Annotated in this window: 13 protein-coding genes; 9 read left to right on the top strand and 4 right to left on the bottom strand. The window is 54.8% G+C overall.

What is annotated here, in order from left to right; all coding sequences use genetic code 11:
* The first annotated feature begins 3 nt into the window (after positions 1-3).
* From Z948_RS0105945 to Z948_RS0105915, 7 genes are read left to right on the top strand one after another with little or no spacing between them, the layout of a single operon-like run.
* Positions 4-2,085 (top strand): alpha-galactosidase, encoded by a 2,082-nt coding sequence (locus Z948_RS0105945; RefSeq protein ID WP_025058654.1) that lies wholly within the window; start codon positions 4-6, stop codon positions 2,083-2,085.
* Positions 2,082-3,791: an IlvD/Edd family dehydratase gene (locus Z948_RS0105940; protein WP_025058653.1), complete on the top strand. Its 1,710-nt coding sequence runs from the start codon at positions 2,082-2,084 to the stop codon at positions 3,789-3,791. The genes Z948_RS0105945 and Z948_RS0105940 overlap by 4 nt, the downstream gene beginning before the upstream one ends.
* Entirely contained in the window at positions 3,791-4,561 is a 771-nt protein-coding gene (locus tag Z948_RS0105935) for an SDR family NAD(P)-dependent oxidoreductase (protein WP_025058652.1), read from the top strand. Before Z948_RS0105940 ends, Z948_RS0105935 begins: the two co-directional genes overlap by 1 nt.
* 4 nt (positions 4,562-4,565) lie before the next feature.
* Positions 4,566-5,483 carry a 2-dehydro-3-deoxygalactonokinase gene (locus Z948_RS0105930; protein ID WP_025058651.1) on the top strand — a complete coding sequence of 306 codons (918 nt, stop codon included), beginning with the start codon at positions 4,566-4,568 and terminating at the stop codon, positions 5,481-5,483.
* A 2-nt stretch (positions 5,484-5,485) separates the two neighbouring features.
* Entirely contained in the window at positions 5,486-6,094 is a 609-nt protein-coding gene (locus Z948_RS0105925) for a 2-dehydro-3-deoxy-6-phosphogalactonate aldolase (RefSeq protein ID WP_025058650.1), read from the top strand.
* A complete protein-coding gene (locus Z948_RS0105920) occupies positions 6,094-6,936 on the top strand; it encodes an SMP-30/gluconolactonase/LRE family protein (RefSeq protein ID WP_025058649.1) in 843 nt (280 codons plus the stop codon). Before Z948_RS0105925 ends, Z948_RS0105920 begins: the two co-directional genes overlap by 1 nt.
* A gap of 6 nt (positions 6,937-6,942) precedes the next feature.
* A complete protein-coding gene (locus Z948_RS0105915; protein ID WP_025058648.1) occupies positions 6,943-8,853 on the top strand; it encodes a beta-galactosidase in 1,911 nt (636 codons plus the stop codon).
* Positions 8,854-8,875: 22 nt separating this feature from the next.
* Here the strand turns inward: Z948_RS0105915 and Z948_RS0105910 are convergent, their stop codons facing one another.
* Complete coding sequence (locus Z948_RS0105910; RefSeq protein ID WP_025058647.1) at positions 8,876-9,634, bottom strand: DeoR/GlpR family DNA-binding transcription regulator; 759 nt, start codon at positions 9,632-9,634, stop codon at positions 8,876-8,878.
* Positions 9,635-9,845: 211 nt separating this feature from the next.
* Here Z948_RS0105910 and glpD point away from each other — a divergent pair, with 211 nt between their 5' ends.
* Positions 9,846-11,423 (top strand): glycerol-3-phosphate dehydrogenase, encoded by a 1,578-nt coding sequence (gene glpD / locus Z948_RS0105905; protein ID WP_025058646.1) that lies wholly within the window; start codon positions 9,846-9,848, stop codon positions 11,421-11,423.
* 74 nt (positions 11,424-11,497) lie between these two features.
* Complete coding sequence (gene glpK, locus Z948_RS0105900) at positions 11,498-12,985, top strand: glycerol kinase GlpK (protein WP_025058645.1); 1,488 nt, start codon at positions 11,498-11,500, stop codon at positions 12,983-12,985.
* On the opposite strand, the gene Z948_RS0105895 is transcribed toward glpK, so the two are convergent.
* From Z948_RS0105895 to Z948_RS0105885, 3 genes are read right to left on the bottom strand one after another with little or no spacing between them, the layout of a single operon-like run.
* On the bottom strand, positions 12,982-13,869 hold the full coding sequence (locus Z948_RS0105895) for an HAD-IIA family hydrolase (RefSeq protein ID WP_025058644.1): 888 nt from the start codon (positions 13,867-13,869) through the stop codon (positions 12,982-12,984). The two genes, glpK and Z948_RS0105895, sit on opposite strands and share 4 nt — an antisense overlap.
* Positions 13,869-14,843: a glycerophosphodiester phosphodiesterase gene (locus Z948_RS0105890; protein ID WP_025058643.1), complete on the bottom strand. Its 975-nt coding sequence runs from the start codon at positions 14,841-14,843 to the stop codon at positions 13,869-13,871. The genes Z948_RS0105895 and Z948_RS0105890 overlap by 1 nt, the downstream gene beginning before the upstream one ends.
* Positions 14,844-14,846: 3 nt before the next feature.
* Positions 14,847-15,899, bottom strand: coding sequence for a sn-glycerol-3-phosphate import ATP-binding protein UgpC (locus Z948_RS0105885; protein ID WP_025058642.1), 1,053 nt, complete (start codon positions 15,897-15,899; stop codon positions 14,847-14,849).

The raw sequence follows: 15,899 nt of genomic DNA, 5'->3' as shown, positions 1-15,899 counted from the left end.
GCGATGATGGAAACCTACCGCATAGACGATGATCGGCAGACGGTTGTTTTGGACATGTCAAACGGGGGGATCCCGCATGTGACATATTGGGGCAAACGCCTGCCAGCAGCTGAGGACCTAACCGCTTTGAGCGGCGCAAGCGCGATTGATGTGTCGGGCGGGATGTTGGATGAGAACCCTGTATTGTCTTTATGTCCAGAGGCGACACATACCTTTCCAGGCCAGGTGGGGCTGATCGTTCGAAACATCAACGGGGCGCAGATACTCCCCTCCTTTTCTCTTTCTAACGTGACCGAGAAAGAAGGGATGATCATCACCTGCAAGGATGCGGCACATGGGTTAACGTTGGCATTTTCGTTTGAAACGGATGAACAGACACGGGTCATTACCTGTCAAACCAACCTGCAATCAGATCACCCGATATGCGTGGATTGGCTGGCCGCGCCTGTCCTTCCAGCGCCGCAAAACAGCAGCGAGATGATAGATTTTTCGGGCCGTTGGTGTGGCGAGTTTCAACCCGAGCACACACAGTGGGCAGCAGGCGCGCGCCTGCGCGAAAACAGAACTGGCCGGACGGGCCATGAACATTTTCCCGGCCTTATGATCCCGAACCGCGGAGCCACAAATACAAGTGGAGAGTGTTTCGGATTCCACTATGGCTGGTCGGGTGGTCACAAGATGATCGCAGAGGAATTGCAAGACGGACGGCGTCAGGTTCAATGGGGCCATGCGACGGGAAGCCATACTGCGCCTGCAACCTATTTCGAAACAGCGCCCTTGTACCTGACGTATTCGGATCGGGGGCTAAATGGCTGCGCGGTTGCGTTCCAACGCCACTTGCGTGATCGGATCGTGACCTGGCCCAAACCCGATGCGCCACGTCCCGTTCACTATAACTGTTGGGAGGCGGTCTATTTTGATCATCACTTACCCACGCTGCAAGACATCGCAACGCGCGCGGCGCGCTTGGGGGCGGAACGCTTTGTGCTGGATGACGGCTGGTTTGGGCGCCGCGATGATGACACCTCTAGTCTGGGGGATTGGGTCATTGATCCTCGCAAATATCCCGATGGCCTAACGCCTCTTGTTGAACATGTGCATCGTGAGGGTATGAGTTTCGGGCTGTGGTTTGAACCAGAGATGGTCAATGAAGAGAGCGAGATTTACCGCAAGAACCCTCATTGGGCGCTGGGCGCTGCTGATCAGATTTTAGGGCGGCAGCAAAAGGTATTGAACATGGCCCTGCCAGAGGTTGGGGAATACCTGTTTACCTGTATCTCTGACATTCTGAGCAGGAATGAAATTGACTATATCAAATGGGATCATAACCGCGTTTTGCCGCTGGTGGATGCAGAGCAGACCCAAGGCACCTATGCCTTGATTGATCGCCTCCGCGCAGCCTTTCCAAAGGTCGAAATCGAAAGCTGCGCCTCGGGTGGCGGGCGGATTGATTTTGGCATCCTGTCGCGAACGCAGCGGGTTTGGCTTTCTGATAGTAACGATGCGACCGAACGCCTGCGTATCCAGCATGATGCGGCATTGTTTTTACCCGCCGCTGTAACAGGTAGCCATGTTGGCCCGCGTGTCTGCCACACCTCGGGGCGCACATTGGACATCTCATACCGCGCATGGGTCGCGGCCCAACGCCACATGGGTTTTGAGATGGACCCCCGCGAACTAGACGAACGCGAGGTTCAGATCCTCATTGATGTTACCGAGTGGTGGAAAGAAAACCGGAATTGGATGCGAACCGCCGATATTTTGCGTCTGGATAGCGCGGATAAAGCTGTGATAGCAGAACAGCAGTTGGCATTGGTGGGCGACCGCTTTGTTGTGTTTGCGGCCAAGGTGGCCACCTCAAAGCAGATATCACCGCGCCCGCTGCGCCTTACTGGCCTAGAGGCGGATGCCACTTATCAGATTGCCTTGCGTAATCGCGGCGATATTGATGGAATGTCGCGCGGAAATACTGCGCTCAAAACAAAGAATTTAAAGCTGTCAGGCACCTACCTTATGCATCACGGGATAACATTACCATGTTCTTTCCCCGAGCGGATGTGGGTCATCGAAGGGACACGGATATGACAAAAGATAACCGAAACCGCGCATGGTACGGAAAAAATGATCGCGACGGGTTTATTCACCGCAGCTGGATGAAAAATCAGGGGTTTCCCGATCATGTCTTTGATGGCCGACCGATCATTGGCATTTGTAATACATGGTCTGAGCTCACGCCCTGCAATTCGGGTTTGCGTGATCTGGCCGAAGGCGTAAAGCGCGGCGTTTGGGAGGCTGGCGGCTTTCCTGTCGAGTTTCCAGTCATGTCTCTGGGTGAAACCCAGATGAAGCCAACGGCAATGTTGTTTCGCAATCTGCTGGCCATGGATGTTGAGGAAAGCATACGCGCTTACGGCATTGATGGGGTCGTTCTATTGGGCGGCTGTGACAAAACCACTCCGGGTCAGTTGATGGGGGCGGCCAGTGTCGATCTGCCGACGATCGTTGTCAGCTCGGGTCCGATGTTAAACGGGAAATGGAAGGGCAAGGACATTGGTTCTGGCACGGATGTCTGGAAATTCTCGGAAGCGGTGCGCGCAGGCGAAATGACCCTTCAGGATTTCATGAACGCTGAGTCTGGCATGAGCCGCTCCAAGGGCGTGTGTATGACGATGGGCACGGCGTCGACTATGGCCAGCCTTGTTGAGGCGATGGGCATGTCCCTTCCAACCAATGCGGCCTTGCCTGCGGTTGATTCACGGCGCATGGCGCTGGCCCATCTGACGGGCAAGCGCATCGTCGAAATGGTTGAAGAGGATTTGAAGCTTTCCCATGTCGTGACGCGCGAAGCCTTGGAAAATGCGATCCTTGCGAATGCAGCGGTAGGGGGCTCAACGAATTCCGTCGTGCATCTGTTAGCAATAGCAGGTCGGGTCGGGATCGACCTGTCCTTGGATGACTTTGAAATCGGCAGCGATATCCCACTGCTGGTGAACTGTATGCCATCGGGCGAATACCTGATGGAAGATTTTTGTTATGCGGGGGGCATGCCCGTTGTTCTGTCAGAGCTGAAGGACAAGCTGCGGCCAGCAACCACTGTCATGGGGGGCGATATCTCGGCCTATTGGGACGGTGCGGAATGCTACAACCATGATGTGATCCGCCCGATGGATAATCCGCTAAAGGAGGCGGCGGGCCTGTGCGTTTTGCGCGGCAATCTGGCGCCTCATGGTGCGATCATCAAACCCTCAGCCGCCACTGACGCATTGCTAGAGCATGAGGCCGAAGCCTTTGTGTTTGAAAACATCGAAGACATGAAAGCCAATATCGACCGCGAAGATTTACCTGTCACAGCGGATACAATCCTTGTTCTGAAAGGGTGTGGGCCCAAAGGCTATCCCGGCATGCCAGAGGTCGGCAATATGCCGATCCCTGCGCGTCTGGTAAAGGAAGGCGTGCGTGACATGGTGCGTGTATCAGATGCACGAATGTCTGGTACGGCCTATGGCACCGTTGTTCTGCATGTCAGCCCCGAGGCAAATGCTGGCGGCAACCTTGCCTTGGTTCAGACGGGTGACCGGATACGCGTGTCGATCAAAGATGGAGCGTTGGACCTTTTGGTGCCCGACGAAGAGCTCGCACAACGCCGCGCCGAATGGACCCCTGAGCCGCCCCATTACACCCGTGGCTATGCCAAGATGTATGTGGATACAGTACTGCAAGCTCACCAAGGTGCCGATCTGGATTTCCTTGTCGGTAAAGACACACGCCCAGTCACGCGGGAGAGCCATTGATGACGCAGAATGCGATCTTCCCGGATCTCAAAGACAAGTCGGTTTTCATTACGGGCGGGGGTTCGGGCATTGGGGCCTTTCTGACAGACGGGTTTATGAAACAAGGCGCAAATGTCAGTTTCGTACAGCGCAGCGATGCCTCGGCGTTCTGTGATGAGATGGAGGCCAAACATGGTCGCCGTCCCTTTTTCCAAACCTGCGATATCTCGGACATTCCCGCGCTAAAGCAATGTTTGGCAAAAGCGGCAGCGCATCAGGGCCCAATCACAGCCCTGATCAACAATGCCGCAAATGATGCGCGCCATGCCACACAAGAGGTAACCGAAGAGTTCTGGGATCAATCGCAAGCGATCAATCTGAAATCCTACTTTTTTGCCTGTCAGGCTGTGATCGACGGCATGCGCACCTCCGGCGGCGGTGCCATCGTGAACATGACCTCGATCTCCTATATGATGGGCAACACGGGATACCCTTCATACACAACGGCCAATTCAGGCATCAACGGTATGACCCGATCGCTAGCGCGCGAGTTCGGTCCAGAGAAAATCCGCGTTAATGCGCTGGCTCCGGGGTGGGTGCTGACGGACAAGCAAAAAGAGCAATGGGTCACGCCAGAGGCGATTGCCGCGCATGTTGATCGGCAATGCCTCAAGGAGACACTGGCGCCAGAAGATATCGTAGATGCAGTTTTGTTTCTGTCCTCGAATGCCAGCCGCATGATGACAGGACAATCGATGGTCGTTGACGGCGGCGTAGTGGTTTCAGGGTAATTCGATGAAAACGCAAAACACAGACCTACATTGGATCGCGGTGGATTGGGGAACTACCAATTTGCGTGTCTGGATGATGGATGGCGAAAACGCGGTGATTGCCGAGGAGAGCTCATCCAAAGGGATGGGCGGATTGGAATCGCACGAATTTGAACCCGCTTTATTAGAGCTGATCGAACCCTATCTTTCAGAGGCTCAGGTAACGCCAGTGATCTGCGCCGGAATGGTGGGAGCACGAGAAGCCTGGCAAGAGGCCCCCTATGTCGCCACCCCTTGTACACCTCCAAAAGGCGCTCAGGCTATTGCGGTGCCCTCTAATGATACGCGGATTTCCGTCTCTATCCTCCCGGGGGTCAAGCAGCTCTCTCCCCCCGACGTGATGCGCGGGGAAGAGACCCAGATCGCTGGTGTCTTGTTGGAGTATCCCAATTTTGACGGGATCATTTGTCTGCCAGGAACCCATACCAAATGGGTCCACATCAGCGCAGGCGAAATCGTCAGCTTTCAAACCTTTATGACCGGAGAGATGTTTGCCCTTTTGTCAGGTCAATCGGTTCTGCGTCATAGCGTTTCCAGTGATGAATGGGATCAGGCCAGTTTTCTGACCGCGGTCTCTGATAGCATGTCACGGCCGCAATCCGTGGCTGCGCATCTGTTTGGGTTGCGTGCAGGCGGATTGGTCGGGGATCAGTCAGCGCATGTGGCGCGCTCAAAGCTGTCTGGCATGTTGATCGGGATGGAGCTGGCAGCCGCACGGCCCTATTGGCTGGGGCAAAATGTTGCCATCCTCGGCGCTGGACCCGTTGCTGAACTGTATCGTTCAGGTCTGGTGGAACAGGGCGTTCCTGCGGTTGTTCAGGATGTGGCTGGGCTTACCCTTGCTGGTTTGACAGCTGCATTTATTGCGCAAAAAGAGGGGTGATCATGGAACGGAATATCATCGCGATCCTTCGGGGGATTAACCCGTACGAAGCAGCGGCCATATGTGACGTTCTGGTCGCGGAAGGCATCACAAAGATCGAGGTCCCGCTAAATTCGCCCGACCCTTTTGACACAATCGCCGAGATGGCGCGCTGCACTGGTGGTGGCATCACAATCGGCGCGGGGACGGTTCTGAGTGTTGAGGATGTCACACGCGTAAAGGATGCGGGCGGGCAGATGATCGTCTCGCCCAACGCGGACATCGACGTAATCGCCGCGAGCAAAGCCGCAGGAATGCTGTCTTATCCCGGTGTCATGACACCGACCGAATGTTTTGCGGCCCTCAAGGCGGGCGCAGATGGGCTAAAGATCTTTCCGTCGTTTTTGATTGGGGTTGAGGGGTTAAAGGCGATCAATGCCGTGTTGCCAAAGGGAACACAGACCTTTGCAGTTGGCGGTGTCGGGCCACATAACTTTGCGGATTGGATTTCGGCAGGGGTTGCGGGTTTCGGGATCGGGACAGGTCTCTACAAACCGGGATATTCAGCCGCGGAAGTCAGCGGCTACGCCCGCGAAATCGTAGCAGCCTATGACAAAGTGACCGCAGTTTGATGGAAAACATATTTGACCCGCGCAGCTGTAAACTGGGTGAGGGGCCGCTATGGCACCCGATCAGAAAGCAGCTGTTTTGGTTCGATATCCTGTCCAAAAAACTCATGTCCCGCGTTGAAGGCAAACCCGTTGATTGGGTCTTTGATGAATATGTCTCGGCTGCGGGGTGGACGGGGCGCGATACCCTCTTGCTGGCTTCTGATACCGGACTTTGGCAATTTGAGTTAGACACTGGTGAGTGTTCGCATGTCGTGGACATTGAAGCCGATCAACCCCTCACGCGATCTAACGACGGGCGGGCCGATCCGTGGGGTGGCTTTTGGATCGGAACGATGGGTATTCAGGCCGAGCCTGATCTGGGCAGCATCTATCGCTACTACAAAGGTGAGCTGCGCAAGATTGTGGATGCGGTGACCATCTCAAATTCCATCTCGTTTTCGCCAGATAAATCCACGGCCTATTTCACGGATACCCCAACGCGCAAGATCATGCAGATTGCGTTAGACGGACATGATGGCTGGCCCACGGGTGGGCCAGAGGTTTTTGCAGATCTCACGCGCGAAAAGCTGAACCCTGATGGTTCTGTTGTCGATAGCACGGGGTGTTTGTGGAATGCGCAATGGGGCGCTGGGCGGGTTGCGCAATATGGCCCTGATGGCAGGTTTATTGAGGCTCATAAAATCCCCGCAGCCCAAGCAACCTGCCCTGCATTTGGCGGGACGGATATGAAAACGGTGTTTGTGACATCGGCAGCGGATGGCCTTGAAGGGGCGCCAGACGGGCTGACCTTTCAGTTCTCTGCAAAGGTCAGCGGCCAAGAGGAACACCGCGTTGTTTTGTGAGGCGAGATGAAGCGATCATTAGGCACTTGTTACTATCCAGAGCAATGGTCACCAGAGGTGTGGGCAGATGACGCCCGCCGCATGGTCGAGGCAGGATTGACGTGGGTTCGCATTGGAGAATTCGCATGGAGCAAGCTGGAACCCCAGCCGGATACGTTGTGCTGGGATTGGCTGGATGAGGCGATCAATGTCTTGGGGCAGGCAGGGTTAAAGGTTGTGTTAGGAACCCCAACAGCCACCCCGCCCAGATGGATGGTAACGCGCCATCCAGATATGTTGGCCGTGGATGTTGAGGGCAGGCCTAGAAAATTCGGGTCTCGCAGGCACTATTGCTTTAGCCACGAAGGGTACCGCGCTGAATGCCGCCGGATCGTCGGCCTGATCGCACAGCGCTATGGGCAAAACACCCATGTTGCCGCATGGCAAACTGACAATGAATACGGCTGTCATGACACCACGATTTCTTACAGCGATGCGGCAAGGCGCGCTTTTCAACTTTGGCTGGCTGATCGCTATGAAACCATCGACAGATTGAACAATGCGTGGGGCAATACGTTTTGGTCTATGGAATATGGCGCCTTTGAAGAGGTGGACCTGCCGAACCTAACCGTCACCGAAGCAAACCCCGCCCATTGCTTGGCGTTCCGTCGGTTCAGCTCGGATCAAGTCGTGAGCTTTAACAGGTTACAGGTGGAGCTTATCAAAGCGCATAGCGCGGCGCCGGTTTCGCACAATTACATGGGGCGGATTACGGATTTTGACCATTTTGCAGTTGGGGCTGATCTGGATATCGCGACGTGGGATAGCTATCCGCTAGGGTTTCTTGAGGACCGTGTCGGGGCAGACGCGCAGCGCCAAAGGGAATACGCGCGCCAAGGGGATCCCGACTTTCAGGCTCTACATCACGATCTGTATCGCGCCGTTGGCAAAGGGCGCTGGTGGGTCATGGAGCAGCAACCGGGCCCTGTAAACTGGGCGCCCTATAACCCGATCCCGTTGAAAGGGATGGTTCGCCTTTGGTCATGGGAAGCGTTTGCCCATGGCGCCGAGGCCGTGTGTTATTTTCGCTGGCGTCAGGCCCCCGTCGCCCAAGAGCAGATGCACGCAGGGCTGTTGCGCCCCGATGGGGCCGATGCCACCGTGATGAAAGAGCTTAGCCAAGTTTCTAGCGAGTTGGCGAACGCCCCTGATGTGGTACCTGTCAAAGCACCAGTCGCAATTGTTTTTGACTATGATGCTGACTTTGCTTGGGCTGTGCAGCCGCATGGGCTGGGGTTGGATTATTTCGGTCTGATACTTGATACCTACCGTGCATTGCGCAGCCTTGGCTTGTCCGTAGATATCCTGCCCGCCTCGACACGGGATTTCGACGGTTACAAACTGACTTTGGTGCCGGGGATGATGCATTTGCCTGATGGCTTGAAAGAGACGCTGTCCCAAAGCGAGGGCGATGTCGTTTATGGGCCGCGAACCGGGGCCAGAGGCCCCGAGATGAACATCCCCATCCCCTTGCCGCCCGCGATACCCGATCTTGATATATTGGTCGCCGAGGTCGAGAGCCTGCGCGTGGATGTTTCCGTGCCAGTAAAGGGCGGAGGCAATGTTATTCGGTATCGGGAGGCCCTAGAGGGCAGCGCAAAATCGGTTTTGGAAACGCAGGCGGGGCAGGCTGTCGCGGTGCAAACTGGCCGCCAGACATATCTGGCCGCGTGGCTGGATGCCGAGGCGCTGGGCAATTTTTTGCGGGGCATTTGCAAGCGTGCGGATATTGCCACGCTTGATCTACCTGATGGTATTCGCATTCGCGATACAGGTTCCGAGCGGTTTTGGTTCAACTACACAGACAGGCAGGTGGCCTGTCATGGGGTCTCGTTGCCCGCAGCTGGCGTGTTGCGAACATCGCCAGCAGAGCCCTGATCCATCCGAAAGGGCGGAGCGGTTAAACCTTGGCGATCTGGGTTCCCCATACCGCGCATTTATTCAAAAGTTCGGGCGGAAGAACCGCGTCAGTGATCAAAGCATCTACATCGCTCAACGCGCAAATGGTGAGAGGTGCCTTGCGTTCGAATTTTAGATGATCTGCGACACATAGAACCTGTCGTGATCTGGCGATGGCTGTGTTGCTCACGATCACCTCTTGCCCGTCAAAATCTAAAAGATCTCCATCTGTATCAATCGCGGAGCAGCCTAAAATTGAATAGTCGAACTTGAACTGCTTGACCATTTCGACGGTAAGCCCGCCGACAATGCCACCATCGGCACGGCGCAGAACGCCTCCGGCTAGAATAATCTCGCAGCTGTGGTTGGCCGCTAGGATGTTTGCGATGTTTAGATTGTTGGTCACAACCAACAGGTTTTCGTGATCCAGTAATGCCCGCGCGACGCCTTCGGTTGTTGTGCCGATGTTCAGGAAAACGGAGGCCCCATCGGGTATCATCGCAGCGCAGGCCGCTGCGATTGCTTTTTTGCCTTTTTCATTTAGCCGACGGCGTTCTTCGTAAACGATATTGATCACACCGGAAGGGATCACCGCGCCGCCATGGACCCGTTCCAATCGGCCCGTTTCAGCGAGTTCGGACAGGTCGCGCCGTATCGTCTGAACCGTTACCTTATGTTTGCTGGCCAACCCTTCAACGGTCACCAACCCTTCCTTTCGGGCCTGATCCAGAATTTTCCGATGCCTGAAATTCGAGCCCATTGCGCCGCCCTAATTGTTTTACGTCATGTTCGTTACGGGGTGACAATCCGCAATCTGAACCGCTGGTCAAGGTGAGCAGCCGAAAAGCGAGCCAAAAATATCAAAATTTCCACCAATGCCACCAAAAACGAACGCAAACGAACATTCGCTATTGATGCGATATCGGCGTTCCTATTCAATGTTGTGACAAAGACCCAGCGGAGAGACGGTTGTGACAAAGCATGATGACCCTAGTGTAATCGACCTTTTTGTAATTGGCGGTGGCATCAACGGAGTTGGCATTGCGCGGGACGCGGTAGGGCGCGGCCTGAGTGTTGAGCTGGCCGAGATGAACGATCTTGCCTCTGCCACGTCCTCAGCCGCGACCAAGCTGTTTCACGGCGGTTTGCGCTATCTTGAATATGGGGAAATTGGCCTTGTCCGAAAGGCACTGATCGAACGAGAGACGCTCCTCGCGGCGATGCCGCATATTTCGTGGCCGATGCGGTTTGTGCTGCCCTACCATAAAGACATGCGATTTGAGAGCGACACACCGACATCCAAGTTGCTCAATGTCGTGATGCCTTGGATGAAGGGGCGTAGGCCCGCGTGGCTGATCCGGCTTGGCCTGTTCCTGTATGATCATCTGGGGGGGCGGAAATACCTGAAAGGGACAACATCGCTTGACCTAACCACAGCTGCCGAAGGGGCGCCTCTTGATGATCGTTTCGAACGGGCTTTTGAGTATTCTGATTGCTGGGTCGAAGATAGCCGTCTGGTTGTCCTGAACGCTCGCGATGCACAGCAGCGGGGCGCGCGGATCAATACCCGTACCAAGGTGACCTCAGCAGAGCAGGTAGATGGTATTTGGCGTGTGGTGTTAGAGGATGCAACGACGGGGGCGCAGCGCACCGTATCAGCCCGCGTGTTGGTAAATGCAGGGGGGCCGTGGGTTGAGGACGTGATCCGCAACACCGTTCGCATTAACACCTCCGAAAGTATTCGACTGGTTCGAGGCAGCCATATCGTGACGCGGAAACTCTATGATCACGACAAATGCTATTTCTTTCAGGGCGAAGACGGGCGCATCATTTTTATGATCCCCTATGAAACCGATTTTACCCTGATCGGAACAACCGATGCCGACCACCCCAACCTGAACGACCAACCCGTTTGCACACCGCAAGAACGCGATTACCTGTTAGATTTCGCATCGCAGTACCTAAAACAAGAAATAACCGCCGATGATATCGTGTGGACCTATTCAGGTGTTCGGCCGCTTTATGACGATGGTGCATCCTCGGCGTCTGCCGCCACCCGTGACTATGTGCTAAGCGTGACGGAAACAGCGGGCGCGCCGCTGCTAAACGTGTTTGGTGGCAAGATCACCACCTATCGGAAATTAGCAGAACACGCGGTGGAAAAAATCCAACCGTTCTTAGAAAATGCAAAAGGCAACTGGACCGCTGGGGTGGCATTGCCAGGGGGTGATTTCCCTGTGGATGGCGTTGCTGATCTTCGTGATGCGTTGCAAGAAAGATATGCCTTTCTGGATGACCGGTGGCTATCGCGTTTGATCAAGGGCTATGGAACCGAGGTCGCAAAGGTGCTGGAATGCGCCCAAAGCGCCGATGATCTGGGCCAGCATTTTGGTGCAGACCTGACCGAACAAGAAGTTGCGTGGCTTATGGAAAAAGAATTCGCTCAGACAGCGGATGACATCGTTTGGCGGCGCTCAAAACTAGGGCTGCGGATGACTGAGCAGGAAATTGAAGCGCTGGATGTTTGGATGAAAAGCCGACAGGCTTAGGTTGTGCCTTTTCAAAGGGCAGGAAGGCTGAAACAGTTGAGCACCCAAGCGGCTCTTGAACACAGAGGTTGAAAATGACCCATATCCTAGCAATCGACCAAGGTACCACCTCAACGCGTGCTGTCGTTTTTGACAAGGCGATGACGGCTGTCGCGTCTTCCCAGCAAGAATTTGAACAACATTTTCCGCGCTCTGGGTGGGTCGAACATGTGCCTAGTGATCTATGGGAAACGACATTGACCACCTGCAAAGACGCGATGGAAAAAGCAGGGGTTCCCGCATCAGATATTGCGGCGATTGGCATCACGAACCAACGTGAAACCGTGATCGTTTGGGATGCCAAGACCGGAGAGCCGATCCACAACGCGATTGTTTGGCAGGATCGCAGAACAGCACAAGAATGCGCAGCGCTGCGTGCCGCTGGGCATGAGGCAATGATTACCGAACGCACGGGGCTGCTTCTTGATCCCTATTTTTCCAGCACCAAAGTGAAATGGATATTAGATAACGTAGAGGGTGCGCGACAACGGGCAGAAAATGGTGAGCTGCTATTTGGGACGGTTGATTGCTTTTTGATGTGGAAGCTCACTGGCGGGGCTGTTCACGCAACCGATGCGACCAATGCTGCGCGGACAATGCTGTATGATATCCGCAAAGGGCGTTGGAGCCAGACAATATGTGACCTGTTGGATATTCCCATGAACATGTTGCCACAGGTTCGCGACTGCGCCGCTGATTTTGGGCACACCGAGGTGGGCCTGTTTGGCGTTGAAATCCCGATTACGGGTGTGGCTGGCGATCAGCAGGCGGCGACAATCGGGCAGGCCTGTTTTGAACCGGGTATGTTGAAATCAACATACGGCACCGGATGTTTTGCTCTGCTGAACACTGGCGATACCCCCGTGTCCTCAACGAACCGTTTGCTGACAACCATTGCGTATCAGTTGGGGGGAAAGCCAACCTATGCGCTCGAAGGGTCGATCTTTGTTGCGGGGGCAGTGGTGCAATGGCTGCGGGACGGTCTGGGGGTGATTCAGGACGCCAAAGAAACACAGGCCCTCGCCCAAAAAGCAGATCCAAATCAGGATGTGGTTCTGGTGCCCGCTTTTGTCGGATTAGGTGCGCCGTATTGGAACCCCGATTGCCGCGGCGCGGTTTACGGGCTGACTCGTGGCACTGGCCCTGCAGAAATGGCGAAGGCGGCGTTGGAAAGCGTGGGCTATCAGACCCGCGATTTACTAGAGGCCATGTCGGCAGACTGGCAAGCCAAAGGTGTGCAACCGACCTTGCGTGTTGACGGCGGAATGGCCGCCAGCGATTGGGCCATGCAATTTCTGTCCGATATCATTGCAGCACCTGTAGATCGGCCAAAGGTTCAGGAAACAACTGTTTTAGGGGCTGCGTGGTTGGCAGGGATGCATGTGGGGATTTACCCTGATCAGCAGGGTTTCGCAGCCTCTTGGGCGCGTGAAACGCAATTCACACCGTCTATGGGGGATGAGCTGCGCAACCAAAAATACGCCACGTGGCAGCGCGCGGTGAAGGCGACACTGGCCTTTTAAATTCGGGGGGTGATCCAATCGGGTGTAATGTTTGATTGGTCAATGATGCGCTGCTGATCAAGATCCTTAAACAACCCGTCTTGGGTGACAAAAACCGATTTCCATCCCATCGCATTTGCGCCCAAAACATCTGTGTGAAGTGAATCTCCGCACATGGCTATTCTATCGGGGCTGATCCCCTGTAACGTGCTTTGGGCAATCTCAAAGATACCGCGAAAGGGTTTGCCGAAAAACTCGACATCCAAACCCAGACGATCCGCAATCTGGTGCCCCCAAAAACCAGGCTCGATGGAAAACGAAAAATCGCGCGGCGCGGCGAGGTCGGCATTGGCGATGACAACCCGCCGCGGATCCTTGGCCAAGGTGTCTTCTAGCATGGTTTGCTGATGGTCCGACCAATTTGCAGTGGACAAAAACAAGAACCCCTCAACGGCAGCATAATCCGCAGGGTCGTTTCCCAATCGGCTGTTTTTGAAGGGGATGTCGGTGAGCGGATCGTTGTTGTCCGCGATCACGCCCCAATGTCTATCATCCAAAGCGGCAAAGGCAGCGCTTCGGCTGGTTATGATTTCCTCTGGTAAAAACGAAAACCCTAGCCGCCTGAATTTCTGCTGTGTGGCTTTTGCATTATAGCTGGCAGCATTAGTAACCACGCGCAACTTTAGGCCCAACTGCCGCAGTTGCGACAGGCGCGCGACGGCGCCTTTTATGGGGCGCTCGCCCACGTTCAAAACACCGAATGCATCGAACACAAAAGCGTCGATTTCAGGCGTAACATCATGCAGGGAGGCAATGGAACCGCTTGCGGGGTTGTCCTGTTGTGCGACAGGCAAACGAGGGCGAAGGGCCTCGTAGCGTTGGAAAATTTCGTCGGATGTTCGCATCAAAGGTGGGGGGCTTTCTGGGCAAAGTCTTCGCGCCAATGATATCCCCGTTCGATGAGACGTTTTTGCACGCGACCAGGATAGTCGGTGATTATACCATCTACTCCGGCATCAATAACGTGGTCTATTTCCGCAATGGTGTTCACTGTCCACGCATTTACGATCAAACCATGCGCCTGCGCCCGTGCAACCTCTTCTGCGACAACGTCGCTGTGGTGAGGGGCCCAAAGGTGCCCGCCCGCGTCGGCGATGACATCGCACAGGTCACTATCTGCACGGTGGGTTTCAGCACCAGCCATCCAAGGGCTACCGGGGTAGATATTGGTTTCCATTTTTGGGCAAGAACGCTCCATATAGGAAAGGTGAGAGCGCGGAAGATCAGGGGCCAAGCGTTTGACATGTTCCAGAACCCGCCAGTCAAAGCTTTGAAGGATGACGCGATCCGATAGGGCGTTGTTTTGCACAACCTCGATGACCTTGCGCGCCAAAAGTTCAGGTTCTGGGGTGAGACCTGCGTGGATCGGAATACTTTTGATTTCGATGTTGAGCCATGTGTCTTTGTAGGGTTCTGTCTGAACCAGCTTGGCTAACTCATCCAGAGTTGGGATGCTTTGGCCAAACAAAAAGGATTGCTCGGGAAAGCTGCTGGCATAGTCGCTGTCTGGTTTCGTGCCGCCGATGTCAAATTGCCTAAGCTTGGCATAGGGCAGATCACTGACTTTCTGGGGGGCTTCAGAAATCCATACACCAGCTTGGTCGCGTGTGGTCGCAGGCATCAAAGTCGGGTTGTGAGTGATGACGGCGATGTTGTCCTGACTTAGCAAAACATCCAGCTCAACAACCTGAACCCCTAGGTCAAACGTACCTTTGAACCCGAATATCGTATTCTCGGGCCAGATGCCACGCGCGCCCCGATGTCCATGTAGGCGGATGATCCCATCGGCCTTACGAAGCTGGGCGAGCGAAGCAGCCATAGTTCAATCAATTCGCTTGCCGGTTTCGGCGTCAAAAATATGGATTTGATCGGCTGGAGCGTCAAACCGCAACACGTCACCGCTGCTGGCTTGGCTGATGCCATTCACATTGGCTGTGATCGGCAGGTCAGTCCCAGCAAGGCGGCCATGAACAAGGGTCGTCGCGCCCAGCTGCTCTGGTAGGTCCACCTCGATCTTGATTGCACCTGTTTCGCTTTGCTCCAAATGTTCGGGGCGAATGCCAAAGGTGATCGGGCCCTTGGCGGTTGTGTTTGTCGAAATCTTGGTGCCGTCTGGCAAAGTGATCTGGCCATCATTGGATTGAGCGGTGAGAAAGTTCATCGCGGGGCTGCCGATGAAACCTGCAACAAACACGGAAGCAGGTTTTTCATAGACTTCGATTGGCGTGCCGAATTGCTCGACAAAGCCGCCATTCAGAACCATCAGGCGGTCGCCCAATGTCATCGCTTCGACCTGATCATGGGTCACGTAAATTGAGGTCACACCCAAACGGCGCTGGAGCTTGCGGATTTCCAGACGCATCTGCACGCGCAGCTTTGCGTCCAGATTTGAAAGGGGTTCATCAAAGAGAAAAACCTGAGGATCGCGCACAATCGCACGACCCATCGCAACACGCTGCCGCTGACCACCCGATAGCTGCCGCGGTTTGCGTTTGAGGTAGTCTCGGATCTCTAGAATATCGGCGGCCTCTTCAACCCGCCGCTGGATTTCGTCCTTTGGCAGCTTTCGGATTTTCAATCCATAAGCCATATTCTGTTCGACCGTCATATGAGGGTAAAGCGCGTAGTTTTGGAACACCATCGCGATATCGCGGTCCGCTGGCTCCAGATCGTTGATAACTTTATCGCCGATCGAAACCTCGCCTGAGGTAACAGATTCAAGCCCTGCAACCATGCGCAACAATGTGGATTTACCACAGCCAGATGGGCCAACGATGACGATGAATTCGCCGTGGTCAATTTCACCTTGGATATGGTGCAAAACTTGGGTGGGACCATAGGATTTGGTCAGGCTGTCGAGGGTGATTTTTGCCAT

The organism is Sulfitobacter donghicola DSW-25 = KCTC 12864 = JCM 14565, from assembly GCF_000622405.1.
Lineage (GTDB): Bacteria > Pseudomonadota > Alphaproteobacteria > Rhodobacterales > Rhodobacteraceae > Sulfitobacter > Sulfitobacter donghicola.
The sequence above is the reverse complement of the archived record's forward strand: the minus strand, read 5'-3'. Positions and strand labels throughout refer to the sequence as shown.